We start from the raw sequence: 16,556 nt of genomic DNA, 5'->3' as shown, positions 1-16,556 counted from the left end.
GACACTGGCGCGGGCACGGCAGGCGGGCCCCACCGCAACGGCCATCGTAAGCGAGGACCCCGCCGGGTCGGGAGGTGCGCGGTCGGCCGGGCCATCTGTCACCCGCTCTGAGAACGCTCGGGACGCGCCGAAGGTGCCGGTGCCGCCGGAAAAGTGCTCGCACCGGCCCCCCGGCCCCAGCAGAATCCGTTCATGGAACCCATCGTCCTCACCACCGAGCGCCTCCTGCTGCGCACCTTCACCGCCGACGACACCGAAGCCGTCCTCCAGGCCTGTCAGGACCCGGACATCCAGCGCTGGACGACGGTGCCCTCGCCGTACGAACGGCGGCACGCGGCCGAGTACACCGAGCGCATGGTCCCCGACGGCTGGCAGGCCGGGACGATGTGCACCTTCGCGGTCATCCCGCGCGAGGGCGGCCCGCTGCTGGCGTCGGTCGCCGTCACGCTGCGCGCCTACTCGGGCACCTGGGAGATCGGTTTCTGGACGGGCAGGGAGCACCGGGGCAACGGCTTCATGGCCGAGGCCGCCGGCGCGGTGGCGCACTGGATCTTCACCGGGCTCGGCGCGACCCGGCTCGAATGGCGGGCCGAGGTCGGCAACACCGCCTCGCGCGCGGTCGCGGAGAGGACGGGCTTCACCGTCGAGGGCGTGCTCCGCGCCGGGCTGCTCAACAAGGACACCCTCCGCGACGCCTGGGTGGGCTCGCTGCTCCCCTCGGACCTGGGCCTGACCAGCCCGTACGCCTATCTCCCGGCGCCCGCCGACGGCCCCCGCCCGGGCTCCTCGCCCCGATAGTGATCAACGGCGGGAAGGCACCTGGTCCACTGTCGGCGCCGCCGTCTATCGTGCGGACCATGACGACGCTGCCTCCCCCCGCCGCCGAACTCTCCGCCGACGAGGCCCGCCGGATCGCCCTGCGCGCCCAAGGGTTCCTGGGCGCGCCCGACCGGAGAGGCGGCGTCCGGGGCGTGCTGCGCCACCTGGGAGCGGTGCAGCTGGACACCATCTCGGTGCTGGCCCGCTCGCACGAGCTGATTCCGTACGCCCGGCTCGGCGCCGTCGGCCGCGGGACCGTCGAGGACGCGTACTGGACCGAGGGCCACAGCTTTGAGTACTGGTCGCACGCGGCGTGCGTGCTGCCCGTCGAGGAGTGGCCGCACTTCGCGTTCCGCCGCCGCGCCTACCTGGCCCGCCCGCAGTGGCACCACGATCTTCCGGACGGCGCGTACGACAAGGTGATCAAGCAGCTGAGCGCCGAGGGCCCGCTCACGGCGAGCGAGCTGGGCGGCGCGAAGAACGGCGGCGAGTGGTGGGACTGGTCCGCCTCCAAGGTCGCCGTCGAGCGGGCGCTGATGGTGGGCGAGGTGGTGTGCACCGAGCGGCGCGGCTGGAAGCGGGTCTACGACCTCGCCGAGCGGGCCATCCCCGCCGCGCTGCGCGAGGAGGAGCTGGACGACGCGGAGTGCCTGCGCCGGCTCGTACGGCTGGCCGGGCAGTCGCTGGGCGTGGGCACGCGCTCGGACATCGCCGACTACCACCGGATCAAGGGCGAGCAGTTCGACGCGGTGGTCGCCGACTCCGGTCTGGTGCCGGTCGCGGTCGAGGGCTGGGCCAAGCCCGCGTGGGCCGATCCCCGGGCGCTGGCGACGGCGCCGAGGGGCCGCCACCGTACGACGCTGCTCTCCCCGTTCGACTCGCTGATCTGGGAGCGGGCCCGCACCGAGCGGATCTTCGGCTTCGCGCACCGGCTGGAGGCGTACGTCCCCAAGCCCAAGCGGGTGCACGGGTACTTCGCGATGCCGCTGCTGTCGGGCGGCAGGCTGCTCGGCCGGGTCGACCCGGCGCGCGAGGGGAAGACGCTGGTGGCGCGGCAGGTCTCGCTGGACACCGCGAAGGCGGTGCGGCCCATGGCCGAGGCCCTGCGGGAGGCGGCCGGCTGGGTGGGGTGCGAGACCGTGCGCGTGGAGCGCGTGGAGCCGCCCGCGCTGGCGGGGGCCCTGGTCGAGGCGCTCGGCTGACCGCGGCGCCTCCCCCGGCGGGCGTCGTCCGCCGGGGTGCAGCCGGAGCGCCCGGTCCCGGTCCGGCGCGCCCGGTCCCGGTCCGGCGCCCGGGTGCGGCGCCCGGAACGCGGCAGCGGCGAGAGCGACAGCGGCGGCTAGCGGATCTCCAGGATCTTCTCCCGCATCGCGTAGACCACGGCCTCCATCCTGGAGTGGAGCTGAAGCTTCTCCAGGATGTTGCGGACGTGGTTCTTCACCGTGTTCTCGGAGATGAACAGCTCTTTGGCGATGTCGCGGTTGTTCATTCCCGTGGCCACCAGTTTGAGCACCTCCAGCTCCCGGTCGGTGAGCCGGGGCGCGGGCACGAGCCGGCGCTCGTCGGTGCGCTGGATCATCGATTTGAATTCGGTGAGGAGCTTGGAGGCCATGGAGGGGCTGATCTGGGACTGGCCGTCGGCGACCGCCCGGATCGCGGTGGCCACCTCGTCGGTGGAGATCTCCTTGAGGAGATAGCCGGTGGCCCCGGCCTTGATCGCGTCGTAGAGATCGGCCTCCTCGTCGCTGATCGTCAACATGATGATCTTCGCGCTGGGGGCCACCTCCTTGATCGAGGTGCACGCCTCGATACCGCCGCGCCGGGGCATCCGCACATCCATCAGCACGATGTCCGGCAGCAGATCCGCGGCCTTGTCGACCGCCTCCGCGCCGTCGCCCGCCTCGCCGACGACCTGGATGTCCTCCTCCTGGGCGAGGACGATCTCCAGCCCGCGCCGGAAGAGGGCGTGGTCATCCACCACCAGGACCCGGATGGGCTCGGCACGGACGCCACCTGTGGCCGTCGTGCCGACGCCCGCGACCGGGTGCGCGGCGCCGGCCGTGTCGTGATGCACCGGCCCGAAGCTGTCCGCCATCGTTCCTCCCCCTGAAGGCAGTGACCCTGTAAGGCATGTCGGTTCGCCAACGCCTGCGTGTGAGGCACGGGTTGGCCCTGAGCGTCCATGCTTTCATGCCCGGACGGCGTGCCGGTGATCCTTCGGGTCGCACGATGGTGCCCCCGAGGGCGCACGGGGCGCTTTCGGGGGCACCAGCCGTTCGCACGGCTGTACGCGGGGGCGGCCGGGTCAGCCGCCGAGCGCTCCTCCGGCGCCTCCTGCCTCGGACCCGGCCAGCGGGTCGGTCTCCAGGTGGATGACGCCGTAGTCATAGGCGTGTCGCCGGTAGACGACACTGGGCTGCTTCGTCTCGGAGTCGACGAAGAGATAGAAGTCGTGCCCGACCAGCTCCATCTCGTAGAGCGCCTGGTCGAGGGTCATGGGCGCGGCCGTATGGACCTTCTCGCGGACCACCAGCGGTCCTTCGCCCTGCACTTCGAGCGGGCCGACCCTGGTGGTGGCGGGAATGGACTCGGGCGGGTCCTCGGACGCGGGGCGCCCCTGGGAGTCCAACTCGGCGATGCCGGGGACCACATCGGGCACCTCGGCCGCTGAAAGCCGTCCGTTGCCACGGCGGTTGTAGCGCTTGTCGTGCTGCTTGCGCAGCCGTGCCTCCAGCTTGCCGGTGGCCAGGTCAAGCGCTGCGTACGCGTCGCCTGCGGCGGCCTCGGCCCTGATCACGGGCCCCCTGGAGTGGAGCGTGATCTCCACCCGGTCGGAACGGTCGGCCTGTCGCGGGTTGGGCTCCTTGGACACTTCAACGTCCAGGCTGATCACCTTGGCGTCGAGCTTCTGGATCTTGTCCAGCTTCAGCTTCTCGGCCACGTGCTTGCGGAACCGCTCGGGCACCTCGGTCTTGCGGCCCTTGACGACGATGTCCACGCAGAACTCCGTTCCCGGAATGCTCCGCCCGCCCTCGGGCTGCGGAGCGTCTCCCTCTTGCACCAGACCCCGGTGAATGTTCCGAGGTCTCGGACTAGGCGACTTTCACCTCCTCCTCCCCAGTCGACAAGATCCCCACCCCACCAACTTTCGAGGTTTTCCGTTGCCCCGAATCCCTGGCCGTAAGCACAGCAGTGCATTCGGTGAGGTACGGCATCCATTTCGCGGATCCTCACAACCGAACATAGCTCGATCGGGCGGGTGTCGGCACCCGCTACCAGCGTGTACCTCCGTTCAGAGCATTTTCTTCTCTTACTACCTGCAACGTTGAACCTTCCCCGTCAGTTCCGATTTATTTCATCGAACAGGGGCGGTGCGGCGACGACCGCGGCGGTCATCCGTTCGAACGCGGGAAATCGCCCTTCCGCGGCGGCACCCAGTGCCCTGGCGGCTTCCGCGAGAGAGGCTCCCGTGGTCATCAGATCGTCCACCAGGACCGTTCTGCCGCCCGCCAGGAGCCGGGCGGAGCCGGGGGCGGCCTCCAGTGCCCCGGCGAGGTTCTCCACCCGCTCCCGGGCCGTGAGGCCCGACTGGTCGGCGATCCCGCGGCGCTGGCGCAGCACCGGCAGCGCCCGGGCGGGCGTCCCCGTGCGCCGCAGCTCGGCCGCGGCCGAGCGGGCGATCCGCCGCGCCGCGTCGTGCCCCCGCGCCCGGACCGCCCGCCGGGCCGACGGAACGGGGACCAGCAGCAGCGGCAGGTCCGTCCGGGTGGCCGGGGCGTCCCCGCGCGCACCGACCGGCCCGTACCGCCCGTACCGCCCGTACCGCCCGGTCGAGGGCGCGGCGGCGGCCCGCACCGCTCCGGCGAGCGCTCTCCCCAGCGGGCCGGCCAGCCCCAGCGCGCCCCGCTCCTTGTGGGCGAGGAGCACCGCCCGCACCGCGTCGGCGTAGGACGCCGCCGCGTACACCTCGGGGAGGTCCGGGGGCTCCGGATCGGGTCTGGCCCGGCGCACGGCCGGGCCGTGCAGCTCCCGCGCGCACGCCTCGCACAGCGGCGTCCGGGGAACGCCGCAGCCCGCACAGCCGGCCGGCAGCACCAGACCGGAGATCTCCCGCCACCACCCGCGCATGACCACCACGGTGGCAGGGGCCCGCGAGCCCCGCCACCCCTGTGGAAAACCGCCGGATCCGCGCGGCGCCGCCTTACGGACCGGAGGCGGCGGCGCCGCTCAGCCCGGGTAGACGGGCGAGGATCCCTTGGTGACCACCGTCTGCCAGTTGGCCCCGCCGGGCAGCCTCACGATGCCGTCGCCGCCGGAGTGGGCGACCAGCGGAAGGCTCTCGTCGTCGGAGGCGGCGACGGCCTTGACGCTGTTGAGCCCCGGCAGCACGGCGGCGGGCGAGCTGGATCCGTCGGTCTGGATGTAGCGCACCTGCTGCACGCCGCCGGACTCCTTGCCGACCACCACCAGACGGCTGGGACCGGCCCAGGAGACAGCGGTCACCGTCTCCATCCGGGGTGCGGCCGGGCGCAGTTCCGCGACGGTCACCACCGGGTCGTCCTTGGGGCCCTCGCGCTCCACCCGCCCGATCTTGAGCGTGGTCTTCCCGCCCTGGGTCAGGAGCAGCGCCATCCTGGTGCCGTCGGCCGACACCCTCAGGGACTCGACCCGGGCGCCGTTGACGCCGTCGGCGATCCGGACCTCCTCGGCCGGCCCCGCGCCGTCCTCGAAGCGCAGCAGCGCCGTACGCCCCGGATCGCGGTCGGCGACCCACAGATCCCCGCGGCCGTCCCAGCTGGGCGCCGACAGCCGCTCCCGCGGCGTCTTGCCGGCGCTCTGGGCCACCACGACGGGCGCCGCGCCGTCGGAGCTGATCGAGGAGACGTGCAGCTGCCGGTGGTCCTCCGAGACCGCCGCCGCGTTGCTCTCGTCGCGGGCGACCGCGACCTGGCTGATCCGGTGCCGGCCGTCGCCGAACGGGCCGAGCACCGGCGTCGGCGGGTCCTCGGCGTCGTCGGGCAGCACGGCCAGCCGGCCCTTCTCGTCCACGAAGTACTGATTGCCCGCCCTGGCCGAGGAGTGGTCCGGCGCGTACCCCTCCTCCTGGCCGCTGGGGACCACACAGAGCGAGGTGCCGTTCGGACGCTCCAGCTCCACCTGGTCGACGCGGGTGGACGACAGGTCCTTGAGCGTGAAGAGGATCTGGGCCGCCATCTTGTTGCACTCGGTGCGGCCCATCGCGGACGCCTTCTCGTTGAGCGGCACCTTCAGGGTGTTGCGGTCGTCGAACGTCAGCGAGGTGACGCCCTTCTTCAGCGCCGTGCCGACCGGGAAGGGCGACTCGACCACCGGCTCCAGCCAGCTCGTCGGCCCGTCCAGCAGCGCCTTCACCGACTGGGTCACCGGGTCCATCCGGGTGACGGGGTCGGTCCGCTGCCGGATGAAGATGGGGTCGGCCACGACGGTGGGCCGGCCGTCGGCGAAGTAGTACTTGTTCACCGGGCGGTAGTTGCGCTGGAAGTCGGACGCGCCGAGCACCAGACCGGGAGGCAGGCTGTCGATGCGCCACTCCTTCCCGTCGGCGCCGCCGCGCTGCGACAGATGGACGGTCTTGCGGTAGTTGACCGGGGTGATCGCCCGATAGGCGTGCTGGGAGTCGACCGCGGCTATCTGCCGGCCGAGCAGCCGATAGTCCACCCCCGGGTTGTCCCGGCCGCCCGGCGTCTGGGCACCCGGATCGGGAGCGGCCTCCAGCACCGTCGTCCCAGCCTCCGGCCGCCACCGCTTCGACGCCTCCGGCGTCAGATAGGTGCGAGCCGTGGCGAAATTGACGTCGTCGCTGGTCATCGCCTCGAGGAAGCCGGCGATCACCTCATCGGGCGTCGCCCCCTTCCGCGGCGGCACGGCCTCCACCCGGACCTGGGAGTCCGCGCGCGGGGACGCCTTCACGGCCCGGATCTCACCGCTGCTGGGCATCGAGGCGCACCCGGTCAGCAGCAGCCCGCCCGCGCCGAGCAGCGCGCCGAGGCGCAGCCCGCCGCTCCGGGTCCTACGGCGGGGATCAGCGCCCACGAGTCCTGTCCTCCCGGTCCGGTGATATCTGTGCCACGGAGCCCTCCTGGCGCTCCGCCGGACGCGCCACCACCCGGGCGCCGCTACCGGGCAGCGCCGCCGGATCGACCCCCGAGGGAGCCGAGGGCGGGGGCCCCGGCAGCGGCGAACGGGCCGACACCGGCTGAACGGGCACGGAGGCCAGCAAGTGCCCGCTGGACTTCGGCGCGCCGTGCCCGGCGCGCTCCCGGTTCTGCCGCGAATCCTCAGGCTCCAGGGGTATCGGGGAGCCCCGCAGCGCCTCGTCCGCCGTACGCGGCAGCGTCAGCCGGAACTGCGAGCCGCCGCCGGGCTCGCCCCACGCCTGGAGCCAGCCGCCGTGCAGCCGGGCGTCCTCGACGGCGATGGAGAGGCCCAGACCGGTGCCTCCGGTGGTCCTGGCCCGGGCGGGATCCGCCCGCCAGAAACGGTTGAACACCCGGGGCGCCTCACCCGGCTTCAGACCGACGCCGTAATCCCGCACCGCGATCGCGACCGCGCCCCCGGCGACCGCCATCCGCACCACCACGTCCCGGCCCTCGCCGTGCTCGACGGCGTTGACGACCAGATTCCGCAGCACGCGCTCGACCCTGCGGGGGTCGACCTCCGCGACCACGGGCTGCTCGTCGCCGATCACCCGTATCCGGGTGCCCTTCCGCTCGGCCAGCGGTTCGGCGCCGCCGATCACCCGGCGTACGACCTCCCGCAGATCTATCGCCTCCGCGTCCAGCGCCGCGGCGCCCGCGTCGAAGCGGCTGATCTCCAGCAGGTCGGCGAGGAGGGACTCGAAACGGTCGAGCTGATCGCCGAGCAGTTCGGCCGAGCGCGCGGTGACCGGGTCGAAGTCGGTACGGGCCTCGTAGATGACGTCGGCGGCCATCCGGACCGTCGTCAGCGGGGTGCGCAGCTCGTGGGAGACGTCCGAGACGAAGCGGCGCTGCATCCGGGAGAGTTCCTCCAGCTGCTGGATCTTGAGCTGGAGGTTCTGCGCCATCTTGTTGAAGGCCTCGCCCAGCCGGGCGATGTCGTCCTCGCCGGTGACCTTCATCCGTTCCTGAAGATGGACGGCGGAGAGCCGCTCGGCGACCCCGGCGGCCATCCGCACCGGCGTCACGACCTGCCGCACCACCAGCCAGGCGATCGCGCCCAGCAGGACGACGACGAACAGCCCGGCGGTGGCGAGCGTCCCCCTGACCAGGTTGAGCGACTGCTCCTCCTGGGCCAGCGGGAAGAGGTAGTACAGCTCGTACGGCTTGCCGTCGACGTCGTTGAGCCGGGTGCCGACGACCAGTCCGGGCTCCGGCTCGTGCTCGTCGTTCTTGTACATGATCTCGATGTACGTCTCGTACGGCACCGTGCCCTTGCCGACAGCCGCCCGCAGCGATTCGGGGATCGAGGCGATGTCGACGCCCCCGGAGGTCCGCGGACCCCGGTTCGAGCCGACGTCCTCGGACTCGGCGCTCAGCGCCACCACGTTGAACGCGCCCTGGCCGCCGCTGGCGAGCTGCTCCACCAGATCGGAGCGCCAGGAACTGGTCGCGGCCCCTCCGTCGTCGGCGCCCGGGCCGTCCTGCCCGCCGGGATCGGCCGGCTCGCTGGCCCGCTCCCGCGCCACCGCGAACCCGCCGGCCGCCTGGCTCTGCGCCGCCTTCGCCTTGGCGTCCAGCAGACCGTTGCGCACCTGACCGATGACGACGAAACCGAGGAGCACCACCACGCCGAGCGACATGAGCAGCGTGGTCACCACGATTCTGAGCTGGATGTTCCGCCGCCACAGCCGTACGGCGGGCAGCAGCGGACGGCGTATCCAGCGCACGCCGAGCCGGAGCATCAACCGACCGAGCTCGCCGTCCCGGCCCGGCCGTCCGCCTCGCAGCAGACGGCCGAATCGCGACGGGCCCTCGCCCGGTCCGGCAGCCCGCTCCGTACGGACTCCCGGGTCCCGGGGCTCCGGAGCAACGCTGCCTCGGGGCATGTCAGCTCGGCCCGGCCTTGTAACCGACGCCACGGACGGTCACCACGATCTCCGGACGCTCCGGGTCCTTCTCCACCTTGGACCGCAGCCTCTGCACATGGACGTTCACCAGCCGGGTGTCGGCGGCATGGCGGTACCCCCAGACCTGCTCCAGGAGCACCTCCCGGGTGAACACCTGCCACGGCTTGCGCGCCAGGGCCACCAGCAGATCGAACTCGAGCGGGGTCAGCGCGATGGACTGCCCCTCGCGCTTGACCGAATGACCGGCCACGTCAATGACCAGATCCCCGATCGCCAGCTGCTCCGGCGCCGGCTCCTCGGACCTCCTCAATCGCGCCCGGATACGGGCGACCAGTTCTTTCGGCTTGAACGGCTTGACAATGTAGTCGTCGGCGCCGGACTCCAGCCCGACCACCACGTCCACGGTGTCGCTCTTGGCGGTGAGCATCACGATCGGCACCCCGGACTCGGCACGGATCAGCCTGCACACCTCGATGCCGTCCCGTCCGGGCAGCATGAGATCGAGCAGTACAAGATCCGGCTTGGCCTCACGGAAAGCAGCAAGCGCCTTGTCACCGTCCGCTACGAACGACGGCTCGAAACCTTCACCACGCAGCACAATCCCGAGCATCTCGGCCAGTGCGGTGTCGTCGTCGACGACAAGGACTCGTCCCTTCATAATCGACATCATCCCATTAGCTAATCGTGACCTGGCGTGACCTGGCACACAGAGCGGCGATTCCGTCCCCCGTGACCGGGGACAACGCGCCTTCCTCGGTCACGATCGCCGTCACCAGCTCCGGCGGCGTGACGTCGAAGGCGGGGTTGTACGCCTGGGTCCCCAGCGGCGCCACGGGGATCCCTCCGGCCGTCTGCCCCGCCGCCGACATCGCCCTCGGCCGCGGCGCGGCCACTTCGGTCACCTCGCGCCCGGGCCGCTGCTCCACCTCGATGGACGCGCCGTCCGGGGTGCCCGGATCGATCGTCGTCGTGGGCGCGACCACGATGAACGGCACATGGTGGTACTTGGCCAGCACCGCCAGCGGATAGCTGCCCACCTTGTTGGCCACCGAGCCGTCGGCGGCTATCCGGTCGGCGCCGATGAGCACCGCGTCCACCTCGCCCGCCGCGAAGAGCGAGCCCGCCGCGTTGTCCGTGAGCAGCGTGTGCGGCAGACCGTTGCGGGCCGCCTCGTAGGCGGTCAGCCGGGCCCCCTGGAGCAGGGGCCTCGTCTCGTCCACCCACAGCCTGCGCAGCCGGCCCGCGCGGTGCGCGCTCAGCGCCACCGCGAACGCCGTGCCCTCTCCTCCCGACACCAGAGCCCCGGTGTTGCAGTGGGTGAGGATTCGGTGACCGCCGCCGGGAAGCAGCTCGTCGAGCAGGGCGAGCCCGTGCCCGGCCATCCGGGAGCTGGCCACGGCATCCCGCCGGTGCAGCTCCCGCGCGGCCGTCAGCGCCGCCAGGGCGGCCTGCTCGGCCCCCCGGCCCGCCGCCGCCCGATAGGCGTCCGCCGCCAGCCGCACCCCGTACCCCAGATTCACCGCCGTGGGCCGTGAGCCCTCCAGCAGCGCCGCGGCCTCCTCCACGTCGTACCCGCGTATCGCGGCGAGGGCGACCCCGTAGGCGCCGGCGATCCCCAGCAGGGGAGCGCCCCGCACGGCCAGCGTCCGGATCGCCTCCACCAGGGCGGGCACATCCGTACAGACCAGCTCAGCCTCCTCGGCGGGCAGCCGTGTCTGGTCGAGCAGCACCAGCACCGGCCCGTCGGGAGGCTCCTCCCAGCGGAGTACCGGCATCGCGGGCGGCTCGTAGCGGCCCTCGTCGTGCGCGTACTGATCAGCCATTCGCCCAGTCTGCCTGGTGAGCGACCGACAATGAAGGCACGAACGAGATACGGGGGCCCGCCCACCGGCGGACGCCGCGTGGCACGATGGGCTGCCGGCCCGCCGAACTGACACACGGACAGGCCCCGCGCACCCGTCGGTTCGCCGAACCGACTCCACAACCGATCCATGAGGTGGACGACTGTGAACGACACTCCGGGCTGGGCTTCGCCCGGATCCGCTCACTCCGACGGCCAGAACGCGGGCGTGCCCCGGCCCGCCGAGCCCTCCGACGGCACCGGCGCCGCCTCGAAGTGGTCCAGCAACCAGCCACCGCCGAGCCAGTGGTCCGCGCCCTCCGGCCCCGGCCAGTACGGCCCGCCCCCGCCGCCGCCCGGACCGGGCTGGGGCGGCAACCGGCCGCACAGCGGCTGGGGACGGCCGCCGGCCGCCAAACCGGGCGTCATCCCGCTGCGCCCGCTCGGCGTCGGCGAGATCCTCGACGGCGCGGTCTCCACACTGCGCGCCCACTGGCGCACCGTGCTCGGCATCACCGTCACGGTCTCGATGGTCGCCCAGACCGCCAGCATCCTGGCCGAGCGCTATCTGGTGCCCGAGCCGGTGAAGATCGACGCCAAGCCGGGTTCGGCGGAAGCGCTCCGGCAGAGCGTCGAGTCGCTGCAGAACAGCGTGATCGGCCTGGTGCCGGCGATGCTCATCGCCCTGATCGCCACGCTCTTCACCACGGCCCTGCTCACCGTCGTCATCAGCCGCTCGGTCCTGGGCCGCCCGGTCACCCTCGCGGAGGCGTGGCGCGAGGCCCGCCCCCGGCTGCTCCAGCTGCTGGGGCTCACGCTCCTGATGCCGGCCATCGCCACGGTCGTGGGATTCGCGGGGGCCCTGCCCGGCATACTGCTGGGCGGCGCGGCAGGAGTGACGCTCGCCGCCCTCGGCTCGATCGCGGCCCTGGTGGTCATCGCCTGGCTGCTGGTCCGATTCGCTCTCGCCTCGCCCGCCCTGATGCTGGAGCGCCAGGGCGTCATCGCCTCCCTGCGCCGCTCGGGCAAGCTCGTCCAGGGCTCCTGGTGGCGGATCTTCGGCATCCTTGTGCTGACGCTGGTGCTGACCCTCCTCGTCACGATGATCATCGCGATTCCGTTCACGGTGATCGGATTTGTGGCGGACGGCAGCGGGATCGCCGACCTTCTGGCCGGACGGACGCCCGAGTTCGGCTGGGCGTTCCTGATCATCACGGGCATCGGCGGCGTCATCGCGTCCGCCATCACCTATCCGATCTCCGCGGGAGTCACCGTCCTCCTCTACATCGACCAGCGCATCCGGCGCGAGGCGCTCGACATCGAACTCGCCCGCGCCGCCGGCCTTCCGGGCTACGGCGCCGAGACTCCCGGCAGCGGGCCCGGAAACTGACACGGTGCTCACCACAGGGGGTGCGACGGCCCGGCCGCTGATCCGCGAGAGCGGTGACGCGCCGGTGGACACGCCGCGCACCCCCGCCCGCGAGGCGGCCGAGCGGGAACTCTCCAGGCCGATGTACCACGAGAACGACCCCAACCTGCTCCAGCGGGCGCACCAGAGCTTCTGGGACTGGGTCGGCGATCTTCTCTCCGCCGCGTCCACCGCGGCCCCCGGCGGCCTGCTCGGAATCGTCGTCATCCTGCTGGCCGCCGCCGGTCTGCTCGCCGCCCTGTGGTGGCGGCTCGGCACTCCCCGCCGCACCCCCGCAACGCCCGGGGACTCCCTCTTCGGCGACGTCCCCCTCAGCGCGTCCCAGCACCGCACCACGGCCGAGACGCATGCCGGGGCCCACCGCTGGAACGAGGCGGTCCAGGAACGGATGCGCGCCGTCGTCCGCTCACTGGAGGAACGCGCCCTCCTCGAACCCCGCCCCGGCCGCACCGCCGGCGAGGCCGCCGCCGAGGGCGGCCGCTCCCTCCCCGGCCACGCCGGAGAACTCCGCGCCGCCGCCCGCTCCTTCGACGACGTCACATACGGCGGCCGCCCCGCCGACGACCAGGCGTATCGGCGTCTGCGTGACCTCGACCTCGCGCTCGAAGACGCCCGGCCCCTGCTGACCGAGCCGGCTCGGGGAGGCGCGGAATGACCACGAGCTCCCCCGGCGAGACCTCGCTGTCGCCCACCGCGCGCGTGCTGTGGACCCGCACCCGCGGCCTGCTGCTCGGCCTGGCCGTTCTCCTCGTCGCCGGGATCGCCATCGCCGCCCTCCGCTCCGGCGAGCAGCACGGCCGGCTGGACCCGCGCTCCGCCGACCGACCGGGCAGCCGGGCCGTCGCCGAACTCCTCAAGGACCACGGTGTGTCCACCCGTGTGGTCACCACTCTCGATGAGGCGACCGCCGCGGCGGGCCCGGGGACCACGCTCCTCGTGGCCACACCCGATCTGCTGACGGAACGCCAGCAGAAGACGCTGCGCGACGCCGTGGACCCGTCCGGCGGGCGCACGGTCCTCGTCGCCCCGGGCCCCCCGTCCGTCGAGACCCTGGCCCCGGGCGTCAGCGCCGACGCCTCCGCGCCGGTCGAGGCCCTCGACCCCGGGTGCGCGCTGAACGCCGCCCGCACCGCGGGCGACGCCGACCTCGGCGGAGAGCGCTACACCACGAAGACGCCCGGCGCCGACGCCTGCTACCCGAGCGACGGACTGCCCACGCTGCTCCGTCTCGACGCCCCCCGCGGCGGCGACACGGTGCTCCTCGGCTCTCCCGACATCCTCTACAACGACCGCCTGGACAAGCGCGGCAACGCCTCTCTCGCTCTGCAACTCCTCGGATCCCGTGACCATCTGGTCTGGTACCTCCCTTCCCTGAGCGACGGCTCCGCCGCCCATGACGACGACTCCGAGAGCTTCTTCGAACTGATCCCCTCCGGCTGGCTCTGGGGAGCGCTCCAGCTCACCTTCGCCGCCGTGCTCGCGGCCGTCTGGCGCGGCCGCCGTATGGGCCGCGTGGTGACCGAAAGCCTGCCGGTGGCCGTTCGCGCCTCCGAGGCCACCGAGGGCCGCGCCCGTCTCTACCACCGGGCGAACGCCCGTGACCGCGCGGCCGCGGTCCTCCGGTCGGCCGCCCGCACCCGTCTCGCCCCGCTCGTCGGCGTGGCCTCGACCGGCGCCCACTCCCCCGACGTCCTGCTTCCCGCGGTCTCGACCCGCCTCGGCGCCGGCGACCGCGATCTCCCCGCACTCCTCTTCGGCCCCGCCCCCGCGGACGACAACGCTCTGATCCGCCTGGCAGACCAACTCGACGCCCTCGAAAGAGAGGTACGCACCTCATGAGCGCCCCGACCCCCGAGACAGCTGAGAGCTCGGACCGCGCCCGCGCTTCCCTGGAGGCCCTGCGCACCGAGATCGCCAAGGCCGTGGTGGGCCAGGATCCCGCTGTCACCGGACTGGTCGTGGCACTGCTCTGCCGGGGCCATGTCCTTCTCGAGGGCGTCCCCGGCGTCGCGAAGACGCTCTTGGTCCGCGCGCTGGCCGCGTCCTTGGAACTCGACACCAAGCGTGTCCAGTTCACTCCCGATCTGATGCCCAGCGATGTCAGCGGCTCACTGGTCTACGACGCCCGAACCGCCGAGTTCTCCTTCCAGCCCGGTCCCGTCTTCACCAACCTCCTCCTCGCCGACGAGATCAACCGCACCCCGCCCAAGACGCAGTCCTCGCTCCTGGAGGCGATGGAGGAACGTCAGGTGACGGTCGACGGGACGCCACGGCCGCTCCCCGAGCCCTTCCTCGTCGCGGCGACCCAGAACCCCGTCGAGTACGAGGGCACCTATCCCCTCCCCGAAGCCCAACTGGACCGATTCCTGCTCAAGCTGACGGTGCCGCTTCCCTCACGCGAGGACGAGATCGATGTGGTGACCCGCCACGCGCAGGGCTTCAACCCCCGCGATCTCCAGGCCGCTGGCCTGCGCGCCGTGGCGAATCGGGACGATCTGGAAGCCGCCCGGAAAGCCGTGGCCGAGACCGCTGTCTCCGCCGAGATCGCCGGCTATGTCGTCGATATCTGCCGTGCCACCCGAGAATCCCCCTCCCTCAGTCTCGGCGTCTCCCCCCGAGGAGCGACCGCTCTGCTCTCCACCGCACGCGCCTGGGCCTGGCTCACCGGCCGCGACTACGTGACCCCCGACGATGTGAAGGCACTGGCCCTGCCCACACTCCGCCATCGGATCCAGCTGCGGCCGGAGGCGGAAATGGAGGGAGTCACCGCTGACTCCGTCATCACCGCGCTCCTCGGCCACGTCCCCGTGCCCCGCTGAAGCCGCCGACCATGGCTCTCACTGGACGAACCGCGCTCATCGCCGCTCTCGGCTCTCTCCCCGTGGGCATCCTCGCGCCCAGCTGGACGGGGATGCTCGCTGTCAACGCGCCGCTCTCACTAGCAATCTTGTGCGACTACGCCCTCGCAGCGCCAGTGCGAACGCTCCGATTCACTCGAAGTGGTGACACATCAGTTCGACTCGGTGACCGTGCCGAGGTGGGGCTGACCATCAGCAATCCCTCCGGCCGGCGGCTGCGGGCCCAGCTCCGCGACGCCTGGCCGCCCAGCAGCTGGGCCGCCGGAACCGACCAGGCCGCCTCCCGGCACAAGGTCGTCGTCCCCGCCGGTGAACGCCGCCGTCTCAGCACGGTGCTGCGCCCCACCCGAAGGGGCGACCGGCACGCGGAGGAGCTGACCATCCGCTCCTACGGCCCGCTGGGGCTCGCGGCCCGCCAGGGCCGCCACCACGTCCCCTGGACCGTGCGGGTCCTGCCGCCCTTCGCCAGCCGCAAGCATCTGCCGTCCCGGCTGGCTCGGCTGCGGGAACTCGACGGACGCACCAGCGCTCTGATGCGCGGCCAGGGCACGGAGTTCGACAGCCTCCGCGACTATGTGGCGGGGGACGACACCCGTTCCATCGACTGGCGCGCGAGCGCCCGGCGGAACACGGTCGCGGTACGCACCTGGCGACCCGAACGCGACCGGCACATCCTGCTGGTGCTGGACACCGGCCGCACCTCGGCCGGACGGGTCGGAGACGTCCCGCGGCTCGACGCATCGATGGACGCCGCCCTGCTGCTCACCGCGCTGGCCTCACGCGCCGGCGACCGGGTGGACCTCCTGGCGTACGACCGCCGGGTCCGCGCCCGGGTCCAGGGCCGCGCGGCGGCCGAGCGGCTGCCCGCCATGGTGGACGCCTTGGCGCCGCTGGAGCCCGAACTCGTCGAGACCGACGCCCGGGGCCTCAGCGCGACCGCGCTCCGCAGCGCCCCTCGCCGTTCGCTGATCGTGCTTCTCACCAGCCTGGAGGCGGCGCCCGTCGAGGAGGGACTGCTTCCGGTGCTTCCTCAGCTCACCCAGCGCCACACGGTGCTCGTGGCTTCCGTCTCCGATCCCCATGTACAGGAGATGTCCGCCGCTCGGGGCGATGCAGAGTCGGTGTACGCCGCCGCTGCCGCCGCGCAGGAGCAGGCTCAGCGAAGCCGTACGGCGGATCAGCTGCGCCGGCATGGAGTCACTGTGGTGGACGCGGCTCCGGACGCGCTCGCTCCGGCGCTCGCGGATGCCTATCTGGCGTTGAAGGCGGCCGGCCGACTGTAGAAGGCCGCGGAAAGAGTCGACCTCGGAAAGCCCCCGTGATCCACTGTCGGCTGAGCATGGAATAGGCACGGGTCTGGAAAAGGGTGGTGAACGCAAAAATGCCTCAGCCTCCCCGGACGCAAGGTCCGGGAAGACTGAGGCTAAAAATTGTTCGGCGGCGTCCTACTCTCCCACAGGGTCCCCCCTGCAGTACCATCGGCGCTGAAAGGCTTAGCTTCCGGGTTCGGAATGTAACCGGGCG

At 72.3% G+C, this 16,556-nt stretch carries 14 protein-coding genes and 1 rRNA gene; 7 read left to right on the top strand and 8 right to left on the bottom strand.

Annotated elements, in window-relative coordinates:
- Window positions 1–192: 192 nt before the first annotated feature.
- Entirely contained in the window at window positions 193–798 is a 606-nt protein-coding gene (locus ACF089_RS08055; protein WP_392023463.1) for a GNAT family N-acetyltransferase, read from the top strand.
- A gap of 59 nt (window positions 799–857) precedes the next feature.
- Window positions 858–2,021 (top strand): winged helix-turn-helix domain-containing protein, encoded by a 1,164-nt coding sequence (locus ACF089_RS08050; RefSeq protein ID WP_392023460.1) that lies wholly within the window; start codon window positions 858–860, stop codon window positions 2,019–2,021.
- Between the two features lie 137 nt (window positions 2,022–2,158).
- Here the strand turns inward: ACF089_RS08050 and ACF089_RS08045 are convergent, their stop codons facing one another.
- From ACF089_RS08045 to mtnA, 7 genes are all read right to left on the bottom strand, one after another.
- On the bottom strand, window positions 2,159–2,914 hold the full coding sequence (locus ACF089_RS08045; protein ID WP_392023457.1) for a response regulator: 756 nt from the start codon (window positions 2,912–2,914) through the stop codon (window positions 2,159–2,161).
- 210 nt (window positions 2,915–3,124) lie between these two features.
- Window positions 3,125–3,817 (bottom strand): ribosome hibernation-promoting factor, HPF/YfiA family, encoded by a 693-nt coding sequence (gene hpf, locus ACF089_RS08040; RefSeq protein ID WP_392023455.1) that lies wholly within the window; start codon window positions 3,815–3,817, stop codon window positions 3,125–3,127.
- Window positions 3,818–4,158: 341 nt separating this feature from the next.
- Window positions 4,159–4,947: a ComF family protein gene (locus tag ACF089_RS08035; RefSeq protein WP_392023453.1), complete on the bottom strand. Its 789-nt coding sequence runs from the start codon at window positions 4,945–4,947 to the stop codon at window positions 4,159–4,161.
- A gap of 99 nt (window positions 4,948–5,046) precedes the next feature.
- Window positions 5,047–6,891, bottom strand: coding sequence for an LpqB family beta-propeller domain-containing protein (locus tag ACF089_RS08030; protein WP_392023451.1), 1,845 nt, complete (start codon window positions 6,889–6,891; stop codon window positions 5,047–5,049).
- Window positions 6,881–8,884, bottom strand: coding sequence for an MtrAB system histidine kinase MtrB (gene mtrB, locus ACF089_RS08025; RefSeq protein WP_392023449.1), 2,004 nt, complete (start codon window positions 8,882–8,884; stop codon window positions 6,881–6,883). Before mtrB ends, ACF089_RS08030 begins: the two co-directional genes overlap by 11 nt.
- A 1-nt stretch (window position 8,885) precedes the next feature.
- Window positions 8,886–9,575, bottom strand: a complete 690-nt coding sequence (gene mtrA / locus ACF089_RS08020) for a two-component system response regulator MtrA (RefSeq protein ID WP_187438793.1) — start codon at window positions 9,573–9,575, stop codon at window positions 8,886–8,888.
- 4 nt (window positions 9,576–9,579) lie between these two features.
- Complete coding sequence (gene mtnA / locus ACF089_RS08015) at window positions 9,580–10,728, bottom strand: S-methyl-5-thioribose-1-phosphate isomerase (protein ID WP_392023446.1); 1,149 nt, start codon at window positions 10,726–10,728, stop codon at window positions 9,580–9,582.
- A 183-nt stretch (window positions 10,729–10,911) separates the two neighbouring features.
- Here mtnA and ACF089_RS08010 point away from each other — a divergent pair, with 183 nt between their 5' ends.
- Genes ACF089_RS08010 through ACF089_RS07990 form a run of 5 tightly spaced genes read left to right on the top strand, consistent with a single transcriptional unit; the run spans window position 10,912 to window position 16,315 of the window.
- The gene (locus ACF089_RS08010) at window positions 10,912–12,135 is read left to right on the top strand and encodes a glycerophosphoryl diester phosphodiesterase membrane domain-containing protein (protein ID WP_392023444.1); all 1,224 of its coding nucleotides are present in this window, start codon (window positions 10,912–10,914) and stop codon (window positions 12,133–12,135) included.
- 4 nt (window positions 12,136–12,139) lie between these two features.
- Complete coding sequence (locus ACF089_RS08005; protein ID WP_392023442.1) at window positions 12,140–12,829, top strand: DUF4129 domain-containing protein; 690 nt, start codon at window positions 12,140–12,142, stop codon at window positions 12,827–12,829.
- Window positions 12,826–14,013, top strand: a complete 1,188-nt coding sequence (locus ACF089_RS08000) for a DUF4350 domain-containing protein (protein WP_392023439.1) — start codon at window positions 12,826–12,828, stop codon at window positions 14,011–14,013. Before ACF089_RS08005 ends, ACF089_RS08000 begins: the two co-directional genes overlap by 4 nt.
- The gene (locus ACF089_RS07995; RefSeq protein WP_392023436.1) at window positions 14,010–14,993 is read left to right on the top strand and encodes an AAA family ATPase; all 984 of its coding nucleotides are present in this window, start codon (window positions 14,010–14,012) and stop codon (window positions 14,991–14,993) included. Before ACF089_RS08000 ends, ACF089_RS07995 begins: the two co-directional genes overlap by 4 nt.
- 11 nt (window positions 14,994–15,004) lie before the next feature.
- A complete protein-coding gene (locus tag ACF089_RS07990) occupies window positions 15,005–16,315 on the top strand; it encodes a DUF58 domain-containing protein (protein WP_392023434.1) in 1,311 nt (436 codons plus the stop codon).
- Between the two features lie 149 nt (window positions 16,316–16,464).
- On the opposite strand, the gene rrf is transcribed toward ACF089_RS07990, so the two are convergent.
- A 5S ribosomal RNA gene (rrf, locus tag ACF089_RS07985) occupies window positions 16,465–16,556 on the bottom strand; the annotation flags it as partial.

This window comes from Streptomyces sp. NPDC014894 (genome assembly GCF_043080985.1).
Taxonomy (GTDB): domain Bacteria; phylum Actinomycetota; class Actinomycetes; order Streptomycetales; family Streptomycetaceae; genus Streptomyces.
This window is presented reverse-complemented; position numbering and strand designations above follow the sequence as displayed.

Bases quoted from the DNA above. Each gene is read 5' to 3' on its own strand.
- ACF089_RS08035 (WP_392023453.1), bottom strand. From the start codon at position 4,947: ATGCGCGGGTGGTGGCGGGAGATCTCCGGTCTGGTGCTGCCGGCCGGC.
- ACF089_RS08000 (WP_392023439.1), top strand. From the start codon at position 12,826: ATGACCACGAGCTCCCCCGGCGAGACCTCGCTGTCGCCCACCGCGCGC.
- mtrA (WP_187438793.1), bottom strand. From the start codon at position 9,575: ATGATGTCGATTATGAAGGGACGAGTCCTTGTCGTCGACGACGACACC.
- ACF089_RS08055 (WP_392023463.1), top strand. From the start codon at position 193: ATGGAACCCATCGTCCTCACCACCGAGCGCCTCCTGCTGCGCACCTTC.
- mtnA (WP_392023446.1), bottom strand. From the start codon at position 10,728: ATGGCTGATCAGTACGCGCACGACGAGGGCCGCTACGAGCCGCCCGCG.
- mtrB (WP_392023449.1), bottom strand. From the start codon at position 8,884: ATGCCCCGAGGCAGCGTTGCTCCGGAGCCCCGGGACCCGGGAGTCCGT.
- ACF089_RS07990 (WP_392023434.1), top strand. From the start codon at position 15,005: ATGGCTCTCACTGGACGAACCGCGCTCATCGCCGCTCTCGGCTCTCTC.
- ACF089_RS08045 (WP_392023457.1), bottom strand. From the start codon at position 2,914: ATGGCGGACAGCTTCGGGCCGGTGCATCACGACACGGCCGGCGCCGCG.
- ACF089_RS08050 (WP_392023460.1), top strand. From the start codon at position 858: ATGACGACGCTGCCTCCCCCCGCCGCCGAACTCTCCGCCGACGAGGCC.
- ACF089_RS07995 (WP_392023436.1), top strand. From the start codon at position 14,010: ATGAGCGCCCCGACCCCCGAGACAGCTGAGAGCTCGGACCGCGCCCGC.